Origin of the sequence: Sphingomonas glacialis, from assembly GCF_006439055.1 — a bacterium.
Lineage (GTDB): Bacteria > Pseudomonadota > Alphaproteobacteria > Sphingomonadales > Sphingomonadaceae > Sphingomonas > Sphingomonas glacialis_A.
Window position 1 is genome coordinate 358,428 of the sequence record NZ_RCZC01000002.1, and the last position, 12,206, is coordinate 370,633.

Below are 12,206 nucleotides of genomic sequence, written 5' to 3' on the forward strand. Positions count from 1 at the left end.
ACCTGCCATGAAACGCCTTCCCCTCGCGCTGCTGCTCGCGACCGTCGCGCTGCCGCTCACCACCGTCGCCGCACACGCGCAGAGTGCCGCCCCGGCGCCGACGCTGACGGCGGCGAAAGACGGCGTCGAGGTCACCGCCGGCGCGCTGAAGATGAAGCTGATCGCACTCGGTGACGATCTCGTCCGCGTCCGTATCGCGCGCGGCGGCGTCTATCCCGAGGACGCCAGCTGGGCGGTCCTCCCCGCGCAGCGCAAGACCCGCGCGACGGTGACGCCAACCGCCGACGGCTTCACCACCGCGAAGCTCCGCGTGCGGATCGGCGCGGGCGGCGCGGTGACGTTCGAGACGCTCGACGGCAAGATCATCTCCGCCGATGCCGCGCCCGCGAGCGTCGACGGCAAGGCGTTCACGCTGACCAAGACGCTGCCGATCACCGAGCATTTCTATGGGCTCGGCGACAAGACCGGCGGGCTCGACCGGCGCGGCAAGGCGTTCGTCGACTGGAATACCGATGCGTTCGGCTTCTCGAGCTCGGACGACCCGATCTACAAGTCGATCCCGTTCTTCGCCGCCACCGGCGGAGCCGGCGGCAGCTACGGCGTGCTGCTCGACAACACCTATCGCACCTGGTTCGATTTCGGCCACAAGGATGCCGAGACCCTGTCGTTCGGCGGCCCTGATGGCCCGATCGACTATTATTTCATCGCCGGCCCGACCCTCGCCGACGTGACGCGGCGCTATGCCGGTCTCACCGGCCACGCCCCGCTCGCGCCGAAATGGGCGCTCGGCTATCAACAGTCGCGCTACAGCTACATGTCCGCCGACGAGGTTCGCGAGATCGCGCGGCACCTGCGCGCCGACCGGGTGCCGACCGACGTGATCTGGCTCGACATCGACTATCAGGACCGCAACCGGCCCTTCACCACCAACCCCAAGACCTTCCCCGATCTGCCAAAGCTCGTCGCCGACATGAAGGCCGAAGGGATCAAGCTCGTCGCGATCACCGACCTCCACATCGCCAAGGTCGATAGCGGCTATGCGCCCTATGCCAGCGGCAAGGCGGCCGACGCCTTCGTCAAAAACCCCGACGGCAGCGACTATGTCGCGCCGGTGTGGCCGGGCCCGTCGGTCTTCCCCAATTTCACCCAGAGCACATCGCGCGCCTGGTGGGGCACGCTCTACAAAGGCTTCCTCGACGACGGCATCGCGGGCTTCTGGAACGACATGAACGAGCCGGCGATCTTCAACACGCCGACCAAGACGATGCCGCTCGACACGCAGCACCGCATCGCCAGCGACGATTTCGCCCCGCGCACCGGCGACCATCGCGAGATCCACAACGTCTATGGCATGCAGAACACACGCGCGACGTACGACGGCCTGCTCGCGCTGCGCCCCAACGAGCGCCCGTTCGTGATGACGCGCGCGAGCTATGCCGGCGGGCAGCGCTATTCGGTCACCTGGACCGGCGACAACAGCGCGACCTGGGACCATCTGAAACTCTCGGTCCACCAGATCATCAACCTCGGCCTGTCGGGCTTCTCCTATAGCGCCGCCGACGTCAGCGGCTTCGCCGGCGGTCCGAGCCCCGATTTGCTCACTCGCTGGTTCGAGATCGGCGCGTTCACGCCGGTGTTCCGCGATCACTCCGCCACCGGTACGCCGCGCGTCGAGCCGTGGGTCGATGGCCTCGACCATCTCGCGATCCGCCGCCGCTTCGTCGAGGAGCGCTATCGCCTGATGCCCTATTTCTACGCGCTCGCCGACCAGAACAGCCGGCTCGGCGATCCGATCATGCGCCCGGTATTTTACGATTATCCGAGCGCGGCGAACATGGGCTGCGACCAGTCGATGGCGTTCACGCTCGGCAAGGCGCTGCTGATCGCGCCGCCGCCGAGCCCCGAATCGCCGCAGCGCTACGACGTCTGCCTCCCCGCAGGCGGCTGGTACGATTATTGGACCGGCCAGCGCGCGGGCACGCCCGAACCGACCGCCGCCGGCCCGATCCAGTCGGCGACGCAAGCCGTCCCGACCGAACACGCCAAGGGCGACCGCGTCAGCGAGACCCCGCGGCTCGACCGCCTGCCGGTGTTCGTCCGCGCCGGCACGATCCTGCCGCGCCAGCCGCTCGTCCAGAGCACCGCGCAGACGCCGTCGGGACCGCTGATGCTCGATATCTATCCGGGCGAGGATTGCGTCGGCACGCTCTACGAGGATGACGGCACGACGCTCGCCTATCAGCGTCGGGGATTCCTGCGCCAGACCGTCCGCTGCAGCGCGACCGCGACTGGCCTGACGATTGCGTTCGAGGCGCGCGAGGGCAGCTTTGCGCCGTGGTGGAAGCAGATCACTGTCACCGTGCATGGCTGGACCGGCGCCGCCACCGTGTCGCAGAACCGCAAGCCGATCGCCGGGCAGCAGGACAGCGCTGCGGGAACGATGACCTTCACCGTCGCCGCGCCGGTGCGGGCGACGCAGATCACGCTGACGCGCTGATCGGGTGTGCCGAACCGGGCGCGGCGGCGCGCTCGGTTTGGCAATTGCCGGCGCCACAGAGGCCTTGCGCTTTGCCTTCTGTTGTCTGACTATAAGCGCAACGGGTTCGCGTCGATTTCGCATCGACCGCCCTGCGTCATTCGACACCTGGAAGGGACTGCCATGCATCGGAATTTTGCGCTCGCGGCGCTTGCGCTCGGCTTTGCCGCGCCCTCGGCGGCGAACGCCGCAAGCGCAGATCGCGCGCCCTTTGGGACGCTTGCCGACGGCAGCCCGGTCGAGGTCGTTACCCTGACCAATAGCCACGGGATGCGCGCGCGGATCCTGAGCTATGGTGCGATCCTGCAGGGGGTCGATGTTCCCGACCGCGATGGCAAGATCGCCGATGTGACGCTCGGCTATGCCGACATGCAGGGCTATCTGACCGCCCCCAACTATTTCGGCGCGACCGTCGGGCGCTATGCCAACCGGATCAAGGCGGGTCGCTTCACGCTCGACGGCAAGGGCTATACGCTCGCGCTCAACAACAAGACCAACGCGCTGCATGGCGGCGTGAAGGGGTTCGACAAGCGTCCGTGGCGGATCGTCGAGGTCGCGGGCGGCGCCACCCCGCACGTGACGCTCGCTTATACCAGCGCCGATGGCGAGGAAGGCTATCCCGGCGAGCTCCAGGTCACCGCGACCTATTCGCTCAACGACGCCAACGAACTCACGGTCGATTATCGCGCGACGACGAACAAGCCGACCGTCGTCAACATCACCAATCACAGCTTCTTCAACCTCGGCGGCGAAGCGGCACAGCGGTCGATCTACGACGCTGTGCTGACGATCCCCGCCGAAACCACGACCTCGGTCGATGCCACGCTGATCCCGACCGGCAGCTTCCGCCTGGTCGCCGGCACGCCGTTCGATTTCCGCCAGCCGATGGTGATCGGCAGCCGGATCCGCGACGCGCGCGATCCGCAGATCGTCTTCGGCCAGGGCTATGACGAGAATTACGTGCTCGCCCGCACGCTCAGCGCGACGCCGCGGCTTGCGGCGCGCGTTACCGATCCGGTGAGCGGGCGCACGATGGAGGTGCTGTCGAACCAGCCGGGTGTCCAGCTTTACACGGGCAATTTCCTCGATGGCACCGCGGTCGGCAAGTCGGGCCATGCCTATCGTCAGGGCGACGGCATCGCGCTCGAGCCGCAAGTGTTCCCAGACACGCCTAATCAGCCGGCGCTCGGATCGGCGCGGCTCGATCCGGGCCAGACCTATCACAACGTGATCGTCTACCGCTTCTCCGTCTCGCCGCGCTGATCGGCAGAGCGGATACGCGGGACTACACCGTCGCCTCGATAGACGTTCGAGGCGACGGCAAGCTTACGACGAAGCGCCGCGTGCCAGGCTAGATCGCCTTCTCGTGCTTCCAGCCGTCGTTGGTCAGCACCACCGCGGCTTTGGCATCGCGTGTCCCGGCGGTATTGGTCGCAAGCGCGGGGAATGCGGCCTGGACCTTGGCTTTCTTGGTCCAGTCGGGCAGGTCCGCGAGGTGGTAGGTATAGCTGACCTGCGACAGCGTCATGCCCATCATGTCGGCCGGCTGGGTGAAGTTGGTCACTTCATCGACCTGCGGTTTGCCGTAGCAGAAGCGCGGCTGCATCCCGCCGAACCCGGACTTGTCGGCCTCATCCTTGAAAGCGGCCTTGCCCTTGTCGGTGAGATCATAGGCCAGAACGGCGACCTTCCCGCCATTGCTAACGAATATCCCCTGCCCCTGTTCGATCTCGGTCCGGGTCGAGCGCAGCAATCCCGCATCGACCAGCGCGTCGAGCGGCGCGATATGGCGCTGGCGGTTTTCCTCGGCATAGGGTCGCGCCGCGACCGCCGCCTCGACATAGACCGGCATCGCGTCATGCTTCTGGTTTGCAGCGGTGATCGTCCCGTCGGGCATTGCGAGACATGGCGGTGCCTTTTCGATCCAGTCGTTGATGGCGTGTTGAAAGTTGCTCTTGCTGGCCTCTTTGGGATTGGAACACCCTGCGAGGAGCGCAGCAGAAACGACCAATGCTACGGAAATCTTCATTCAGCGATGCCCCTGTCGTTGAACCGCCAATGTGACGATAGTGTTCTGTTTACCGACGCTTACGCGACACGATTTCAGTATCGGGTCTGTACTCCAACGGTCCTGGTGCTGATGCGATCCCTCGCGCGGGCCGGTGCTAGGGAAACGGGGGGGGCCGGGATAAGCCGCCAGCCCGTACGAACCGGAGCGCCTTTAGCGAGGGTTCGTGTCGCTCCGCCGCGTCAGCAGCCAACCGGCGAGGGCGCCATACAGCAGCACCTCACCCGCGAGCAGCATCGTCATTCCCGCCACGTCGCTGAGCCGCGCGCCCATCTGGTTGAGCGGCACGAAGATATGGACCGCGAGCGTCGAGGGCACGAGATGCGCCAGCGCCGCGAGCCAGGCCGGCATCTGGTCGAGCGGCCAGGCCGAACCGGTGAGGAAGAAGAGCGGGACCGAGGTCGGCACCAGCACCGCCATCGCGCGCTCCGAGCGATCGAACAGCCCGCCGAGGAACAGCCCGAGCGCCGCCACCGCCGCGGCGAAGAGCGGCACCGTCAGCAGCAAAGCGGGGACGTTGCCGCCGCGCGGGACATCCTGCAGCCAGAAGATGAAGCCGAAATAGAAGAAGCCCGCAAACACCCCGAGCAGCGTCATCGCTGCCCATGCCCCGAAGAACGCGGCGCGGCGCATCGGCGGCGCCCCCTGCTCGCGCCGCCCGGCGAAGAAGGTTGCGACGCCGAAGAGCAAGGTTTGCTGGAGGATCACGCTCGCCACCGCGGGAAAGACATAGTCCTTATAGCCAGCGCTGGTGTTGAACAGCGGCTCCTGGATGACGCGGACCGGGGTGCGCAGCCCGAAGGCGCGCGCAGCGCTTCCAAGCCGGTGCTCGGCCGCACCGGCGAGCGCCGCGCTCACCCCCTCGCCGATCGCGCTCGCGCGCAGCAGATATGCCGCCTTGACCCAAACGCCGACCCCGCCGCCGGGCGCGCCGGTCAACAGCGACCGCGTCACGCCGCGCGACAGCAGGATGATCCCATCCGCCTCGCCCGCGCGCATCCGCGCGGTCGCGCTGGGCATATCGGCGACGGTATCGACGATCCGCACCCCGCGCGTCGCCGCCAGATCGCGCAGCACTTCGCGCGTCAGCCCGCTATCCTCCTGATCGACCACGAGCACGGGCACGCGCTGCGCGGTTTCGTGCGCATAGGGGGCGGGATAGTAAAAGGCGTAGAGCACGACCGCGAGCAGCATCGTGCTGACCAGCGTGCGCGACGTCAGCACCGCACGCCAGGTTTCCTCGAACCCTGCGCGGAAGCTCATGCCGCGCTCCGGGCGCTGCGCGCGATCAGCGGAACCGCGATTCCGCCGGCAATGCCGACATAGGCGAGCAGCGCCAGCATCGGTCCAACCGCGGAGGCAGGTGCGTCACCGACGAACTGCCCCATCTGCAGCGCGAGATAGTGCGTCAGTGGCAGGATCGCACTGACAACGCGCGCAAATCCGCTGCCACCGTCGAGCGGCAAGGTCGCCCCCGAGAAAGCGAGCGCCGAGCCGGCATAGACCGCGCTTGCCGAAAGCCCGGTCGCGGTCTCGCGCGTCACCGCGACGAGCAGCGCCGAGATGCACGCCGTGCCGAGATAGAAGAGCGACTGCCCCGCGACGATCAGCGCGATGCTCCCCTCGACGCGCCACCCGCGCGCGAGCGTCAGATAGAGCAGCCAAACCACGCCCCACAGGCTCATCGCCGCGACATAGGGCAGCATCTTGCCGAGCAATGCCGGGACAACCCCGCCGCTCGCACGCGCCCAGGCGCCAAGCGATTTATCGTGGAGCTCGCGGCCGAGCGCCATCACCGTCACGCAGGCGGTCAGCAGATGCAGCACCGCCGGATTGATCAGCGAGAGCAGATACCATTCGAAACTCGTCGCAGCGTTGTACAGCGCGGTGACTTGAACGGTGAGCGGCGTCACGCGCAGCACCGGCAATGCGTGGGCGCTCAACTGCGCGGCGACGAGCTCGGCGCTCTCCGCGGTCACCGCGCCCGCGATACCGCGCACCGCTTGGGTTCCGGTCGACAGGAAGCTCGCTTGATAGCGGATGTGGATCTCCGGCGCGGTGCCACGCGCAAGTCCACGCCCGACGCCGCGCGGGATCTCGACGATCGCCCAGGCTTGCTCGCGCCGGACCAGCGTCAGCGCCTCCGGCAGATCCGCCCCGACCGACACGATCCGCACCGCCGGCGAGGCATCGACCGCGCGCACCAGCGCCCGGCTCGCGCTGGTCGTATCATGATCGACCACCGCGATCGGCAGGTCGCGCGCAACCCCGCCAAATAGCATCGCCCCCATCGCGAACAGCAAGGCGGCGGGCATCAGCGTCAGCATCGCCAAATCCCAGCGGCACGCGCGCAGATGCGCCAGCTCCGCCGACAGCGCGCGCGCGAACGCGTTCATTGCGGCCAGTCGAACAACACGCTCATGCCCGGCCGCAGATTGGCCAGCGTGCCGACCGGACGCAGCCGCACCTCGAACGAGCGCACGTCATAGCCCGACGATTGCCGCGTCGCGCGCCACGTCGCGAAATCGGCGCGCGGAGCGATACTGTAGATGCGGAACGTGGCGGTCGTCCCGAGCGCAGGGACTTTGCCGCTCAGCGCCTTGCCCATCGCGATGCCGCGATACTGGTCTTCGCGCACCGTAATCGACACCCACGGATGCGCGACTTCGATCACCTGATAGGCGGGAACGATCGGGCTGACGACTTCACCCGGCTGGACGAGCTTGCGCGAGACCTCGCCCGCGATCGGCGAGACCAGGCGCGTCTCTCCGCCGAGTGCGGTCGCCGTCTGCAAAGCGGCGCGCGCGATATCGACCTGCGCCGCCGCGACCGCCTTGTTCTGCGGCCGCGCGCCCGCCAGCGCCTTGAGATATTGCTGGCGCGCCGCCTCGGCCTGGCGCGCGCTGCTGTCGCGCGCGGCGACGGCTTCGTCGCGCCGCTGCGCCGCGATCACGCCCTCGGCATAGAGCGTCTCGGAGCGGCGGCTGGTGACCTGCGCCAGATTGGCCACGGATTGCGCCGCAAGCCAGACCGCCTTGACGTTCGCGACATCCTCCGCGCGCGCGCCCTGCTCGGTCTCGGACTGGACCGCCTGCGCGCTCTGCAACGCGCCCTTGGCCTGCGCCTGCCCGCCGGCAATCTCGGGGCTCGACAGTTCGGCGAGCACTTGCCCGGCGCGGACGTGAGCGCCCTCGTCGACGAACAGCCGATCGACCCGCGCCAGCGCCTTGGTCGCGACATTGACCTCGTCGGCATCGACCATCCCTTGCAACTGCTCTGGCGCGGGCCGGCTGGCGAGCCACAGCCCGATCGCAAGCAGGATCGCGACGAGGATCAGCGCGACATAGAACAGCGGCCGGAGATTGCGTTTGCTACGCGGACTGTCGGTCATGGCGTCACGGGCCCCAGGCGGTGGTCGGCGCGCGCGAGATAGCCGCCGAAACTGTCGAGCTGATGGCTGGCGACGAGCAGCCCCGCCAGCGCGAGATCATATTCGTAGGCCGCCGCGATCCGTTGCGTGCGGACGGTCGCGATCGCCGCCTGCGCATCAATGACGGCCGCCGACGTCGCCTCGCCCTCGCGGAACGACAGCGCCTGAACGCGCAGATTTTCCTCTGCCGCCGCCACGCTGCTGTCGAGCGAGAGGAAAGTGCGCCGCGCGGTCTCGGTCAGGTCATACGCGCGGACGGTCTGCGTCGCGATCGTCTTGCGGATCTCGGCCGCGCTGTCGGCCGCGGCACGCTCGCGTTCGTGCGCCGCGTCGAGCGTGCGGCGGCGATCGACGTTCGACAGCAAGGTCATCCGCACCGCGACCCCGGCGATCCAATCGGGCTCGGTCGGCAGCGCATCGTTGCGGTTGAGATTATACTCGCCAAACGCGAACGCCTGCGGGCGAAAGCGCGAGCGCGCGAGATCGACCCCGGCCGCAGCGACCGCGCGCGCCGCATCGGCACCGCGCGCTTGCGGATGATCGGTCGCGGCGAGGAACTCGGCCTTGGGCGGCAACGGCTGCGCGTTGACGAATAGCGCGGTGGTCGGCTGCACCCCACCCTCGGCATCGAGCAGCCGCGCAAGCGTATCGCGCGCGGTCGTCGCCTCGAGATCGGCGCGGAGATAGGCGCGATCCGACGCATCGCGCGCCACCTGGATTTCGAGCACGCGCGCGTGCGACAGAACGCCTTGCTGCTCGAGCTTGCGCGCGTCGGAAAGGTGGCGGTCGAACCCGTCGCGCGTCGCACGCGTCGAGGCGGCAAGCTGTTCGGCGACTTGCTGCCCGAAATAGGTTCGCACCAGATTGAGCTGCGACAGATCGCGCCCCTGCGCCTGCGTCGCCTCGGCGATCGCCACCCCGGCCTGCGCGCCGCGCTGGATCGCGGGGATCGCGCCGCCGGTGTAGAGCGGCAGCGCGGCGGTGACCGTCGGGCGAAACGCCGAATCGCGCGTCTGGAAGCGGAGCGTATCGGGGATCGCCGACAGCAGCCCCGGCAGCGCCGCGCCGACGCGTTGCGTCACCTGGGTGACGATCTCCTGAAAGCCCGGCGGAAATTGCCCGGGGAGCCCCGCGAGAAAATCGCTCGTCGCGCCCGTCAGATTGTTCTTGGTCCCCGACAGATCGATCGCCAACGTTTTCTGATATTCGACAAAGCTCGCCGAGGCCGAGACGACCGGCCGCCGCAGCGCTTTCAGCGCATCCGCCGTCGCCTGTGCCGCGCGCACCTCATGATCCGCCGCGCTGAGCGCGCGTGAACCCTTGCCCAGCGCCTGCGACGCCGCCTCGAAGCTCATCGCTACGGGCGCGGCATCCTGCGCAACGGCCGGCACCGCGATACACAAACTCACGCCCGCCGCACCGATCGAAAGCAAATGACCCATGCGGCAGCAATGCCTCGACTTCGGCCCTACGTGCAAGCCGCAGCGTGGTTGATCCTCACGCTGCGGCCCGAAGCCTCATTGCGCTTGCGACCCTGTCCCCTTCGGCGCGATCGCGTCCAGCACCGCGAGCGCAGCGGCAGGGAGGACGATCTCCGCGGCTGCCAGATTCTCCTCGAGATGCGCGCGCGACGATGTTCCGGGGATCAGCAGGATATTCGGCGACCGCTGGAGCAGCCACGCCAGCGCGACCTGCATCGCAGTCGCGCCGAGGTCGCGCGCCACCGCATCGAGCGCGCTCGACTGAAGCGGCGAGAACCCGCCCAGCGGAAAGAAGGGAACATAGGCGATCCCGTCCGCCGCCAGTGCGTCGATCAGCGCATCGTCCTCGCGGTGCGCGAGATTGTACTGGTTTTGAACGCAGACGATCTCGGCAATCCGCCGGCCCTCGGCAATCTGTGTCGCCGTCGCATTGCTGAGCCCGATATCGCGCACCAGCCCCTGCCGCTGCAGCTCGGCCAACACGGTCAGCGGCGCCTCGAGCGATCCTTCCGCCGGCCCATGCCCATCGCCCAACATCAGGCGCAGATTGACCACGTCGAGCCTTTCGACCCCGAGGTTGCGCAGATTGTCGTGCACTGCCCCCGTCAGGTCAGCCGCCGAAAAGGCCGGGTTCCACGACGCATCGGCACCGCGCCGTGCCCCGAGCTTGGTGACGATCGTCAGATCGTCGCGATAGGGCGACAGGGCCTCGCGGATCAGCTGATTGGTGATGTGCGGGCCGTAGAAATCGCTCGTGTCGATATGATCGACCCCCGCCTCGGCGGTGGCGCGCAGCACGGCGATCGCTGCGTCGCGATCCTTGGGCGGGCCGAATACGCCCGGCCCCGCCAGCTGCATCGCGCCATACCCCAGCCGCTTCACGCGGCGCTCGCCCAGGCGATACGTTCCGGCCTTATCGATACTCGTCATGCTGCGCTCCTTACTGGTTGGTGCCCAGCATGTAGCCCCCGCGCCGCTGTATGATTAGACGAGACAATTCGCACGCCCCGTGCGACACGGCGCACAGTGGCGAACCTCGAAGATCTTTCCGCTTTCCTCGCCGTGGCGCGCGCCGGCGGGTTTCGCGATGCTGCACGCACCGGAGGCGGCAGCGCGTCGGGGCTGAGCGAGGCGGTGCGGCGGGTCGAGGCGAGTCTCGGCGTGCGCTTGCTCCATCGCACGACGCGCAGCGTTCTCCCGACCGAGGCGGGCGCACAGCTCATCAGCCGCCTGACGCCGGCGCTTGCCGAAATCGATGCCGCGCTCGACATGGTCAACGGTTTTCGCGATTCGCCGACGGGGACGCTGCGGCTCAACGTTCCGATCAGTGCCTCGCGGATGTTCCTGCCCGCGATCGTGCCGCGCTTCCTCGCCGCCTATCCCGACATCCGGCTTGAGATCACCGCCGAGGACGGCTTCGTCGATATCGTCGAGGCGGGCTACGATGCGGGCATCCGCTATGACGAGCGGCTCGAGCAGGACATGATCGCGGTGCCGATCGGCCCGCGCGAACAGCGCTTCGCCGCCGCCGCAGCGCCCGCCTATCTCGCGCAGCACGGCGTTCCCGGCCACCCCCGCGATCTGCTCGGCCATGCGTGTCTAGGCGGTCGCGCGACGGGCGGACGGGTGGGCCCCTGGGAATTCGAGCGCGCCGGCGAAATCGTGCTGGTCGAGCCGAGCGGCCCGCTCACCGTCGTCCATGCCGGCACCGATCTTGCGATCGAGGCGGCGATCGCCGGGACCGGGATCATCTTCCTGTTCGAAGACTGGCTGCGGCCACATTTCGAAAGCGGCGTCTTGGCACCGGTGCTGGAGGAATGGTGGCAAGCCTTTCCCGGGCCGTTCCTATACTATTCGGGCCGCAGCAATCCGCCCGCTCCGCTGCGCGCGTTCATCGATTTTACGCGAAAGCTGGCGGCGCCCTAGTCAGGCCAGTTCGAGCGTCTTCCCGGTCAACCGCGCGAAGGCGTGGTCATCAAGCGGCTCGCGGAACTGGCACCCCGCTTCATAGTCGTCGGCCCAGATGATCGTCGCGATGATCTGCCCGATCTTGGGCAAGGTCAGCCAGATCATGGAGCCCTTGGTCAGCGGCGAATAGGTGTGGATCTTGGCGCCGTGCAGCGAGATGTCGGTCACCTTGCACAAGGCGCGATCGAGCCCGCCGCGCCCCATCTTGGCGTCGAGCGAGATCGGCGAGCGCGGGCTGCGGCGGCGCTCGGTCCGGATGGCGGGTTCGAATTCGGCGGCGATCATCGGCAATTCCTCCCCGCGGCGGTCGCGAGACGCCAAGTCTATGCCGCTATCGTTAAGGCGCGGTTAGCGATGCTGCGATCACCCGAATTTCGGGGCCCAAACGCAGAACCGGCCCGCTCCCCGATGGGGAACGAGCCGGCTCGACCACAGGGCGCCACGCGAGGGGGGCGCCGAGGTGAAAGCTTACTTCTTGCCGAGCGACGACATCGCGCCGAAACGCTTGTTGAAGCGTGCGACCTGGCCGCCTGCGTCGAGCATCGTGCCGCGCCCGCCGGTCCATGCCGGATGCGCCAGCGGATCGATGTCGAGCGTCATCAGATCGCCTTCTTTGCCCCAGGTCGTGCGGGTCTGGAACTGCGTGCCGTCGGTCATCTGCACCGTGATGGTGTGATAATCGGGGTGAATGCCTTTTTTCACGTCTTGAATCTCCGAAAGGCC

11 protein-coding genes are annotated in these 12,206 nt (G+C 67.8%); 3 read left to right on the forward strand and 8 right to left on the reverse strand.

Annotated elements, in window-relative coordinates:
- Positions 1-7: 7 nt before the first annotated feature.
- The gene (locus EAH76_RS05455; RefSeq protein ID WP_140848965.1) at positions 8-2,497 is read left to right on the forward strand and encodes a TIM-barrel domain-containing protein; all 2,490 of its coding nucleotides are present in this window, start codon (positions 8-10) and stop codon (positions 2,495-2,497) included.
- Between the two features lie 162 nt (positions 2,498-2,659).
- Entirely contained in the window at positions 2,660-3,799 is a 1,140-nt protein-coding gene (locus tag EAH76_RS05460) for an aldose epimerase family protein (protein ID WP_140848967.1), read from the forward strand.
- A gap of 88 nt (positions 3,800-3,887) precedes the next feature.
- On the opposite strand, the gene EAH76_RS05465 is transcribed toward EAH76_RS05460, so the two are convergent.
- The 6 genes from EAH76_RS05465 to EAH76_RS05490 all read right to left on the reverse strand — a co-directional run bounded on the left by EAH76_RS05465 (position 3,888) and on the right by EAH76_RS05490 (position 10,445).
- Entirely contained in the window at positions 3,888-4,565 is a 678-nt protein-coding gene (locus EAH76_RS05465) for a hypothetical protein (protein WP_140848969.1), read from the reverse strand.
- A 192-nt stretch (positions 4,566-4,757) separates the two neighbouring features.
- The gene (locus EAH76_RS05470; RefSeq protein ID WP_140848971.1) at positions 4,758-5,867 is read right to left on the reverse strand and encodes an ABC transporter permease; all 1,110 of its coding nucleotides are present in this window, start codon (positions 5,865-5,867) and stop codon (positions 4,758-4,760) included.
- Positions 5,864-7,000 (reverse strand): ABC transporter permease, encoded by a 1,137-nt coding sequence (locus tag EAH76_RS05475; protein ID WP_140848973.1) that lies wholly within the window; start codon positions 6,998-7,000, stop codon positions 5,864-5,866. Before EAH76_RS05475 ends, EAH76_RS05470 begins: the two co-directional genes overlap by 4 nt.
- Positions 6,997-7,995 carry an HlyD family secretion protein gene (locus tag EAH76_RS05480; protein WP_140848975.1) on the reverse strand — a complete coding sequence of 333 codons (999 nt, stop codon included), beginning with the start codon at positions 7,993-7,995 and terminating at the stop codon, positions 6,997-6,999. Before EAH76_RS05480 ends, EAH76_RS05475 begins: the two co-directional genes overlap by 4 nt.
- On the reverse strand, positions 7,992-9,476 hold the full coding sequence (locus EAH76_RS05485; protein WP_140848977.1) for a TolC family protein: 1,485 nt from the start codon (positions 9,474-9,476) through the stop codon (positions 7,992-7,994). Before EAH76_RS05485 ends, EAH76_RS05480 begins: the two co-directional genes overlap by 4 nt.
- 75 nt (positions 9,477-9,551) lie before the next feature.
- Positions 9,552-10,445 (reverse strand): aldo/keto reductase family oxidoreductase, encoded by an 894-nt coding sequence (locus EAH76_RS05490; RefSeq protein WP_140848979.1) that lies wholly within the window; start codon positions 10,443-10,445, stop codon positions 9,552-9,554.
- A gap of 96 nt (positions 10,446-10,541) precedes the next feature.
- Here EAH76_RS05490 and EAH76_RS05495 point away from each other — a divergent pair, with 96 nt between their 5' ends.
- On the forward strand, positions 10,542-11,441 hold the full coding sequence (locus tag EAH76_RS05495; protein ID WP_140848981.1) for a LysR family transcriptional regulator: 900 nt from the start codon (positions 10,542-10,544) through the stop codon (positions 11,439-11,441).
- Here the strand turns inward: EAH76_RS05495 and EAH76_RS05500 are convergent, their stop codons facing one another.
- Complete coding sequence (locus tag EAH76_RS05500; RefSeq protein ID WP_140848983.1) at positions 11,442-11,768, reverse strand: PilZ domain-containing protein; 327 nt, start codon at positions 11,766-11,768, stop codon at positions 11,442-11,444.
- A 183-nt stretch (positions 11,769-11,951) separates the two neighbouring features.
- Positions 11,952-12,185: a 50S ribosomal protein L31 gene (rpmE, locus tag EAH76_RS05505; RefSeq protein ID WP_140848985.1), complete on the reverse strand. Its 234-nt coding sequence runs from the start codon at positions 12,183-12,185 to the stop codon at positions 11,952-11,954.
- Between the last annotated feature and the right edge of the window lie 21 nt (positions 12,186-12,206).

Bases quoted from the DNA above. Each gene is read 5' to 3' on its own strand.
- EAH76_RS05455 (WP_140848965.1), top strand. From the start codon at position 8: ATGAAACGCCTTCCCCTCGCGCTGCTGCTCGCGACCGTCGCGCTGCCG.
- EAH76_RS05480 (WP_140848975.1), bottom strand. From the start codon at position 7,995: ATGACCGACAGTCCGCGTAGCAAACGCAATCTCCGGCCGCTGTTCTAT.
- EAH76_RS05460 (WP_140848967.1), top strand. From the start codon at position 2,660: ATGCATCGGAATTTTGCGCTCGCGGCGCTTGCGCTCGGCTTTGCCGCG.
- EAH76_RS05475 (WP_140848973.1), bottom strand. From the start codon at position 7,000: ATGAACGCGTTCGCGCGCGCGCTGTCGGCGGAGCTGGCGCATCTGCGC.
- EAH76_RS05465 (WP_140848969.1), bottom strand. From the start codon at position 4,565: ATGAAGATTTCCGTAGCATTGGTCGTTTCTGCTGCGCTCCTCGCAGGG.
- EAH76_RS05490 (WP_140848979.1), bottom strand. From the start codon at position 10,445: ATGACGAGTATCGATAAGGCCGGAACGTATCGCCTGGGCGAGCGCCGC.
- EAH76_RS05485 (WP_140848977.1), bottom strand. From the start codon at position 9,476: ATGGGTCATTTGCTTTCGATCGGTGCGGCGGGCGTGAGTTTGTGTATC.
- EAH76_RS05500 (WP_140848983.1), bottom strand. From the start codon at position 11,768: ATGATCGCCGCCGAATTCGAACCCGCCATCCGGACCGAGCGCCGCCGC.
- EAH76_RS05470 (WP_140848971.1), bottom strand. From the start codon at position 5,867: ATGAGCTTCCGCGCAGGGTTCGAGGAAACCTGGCGTGCGGTGCTGACG.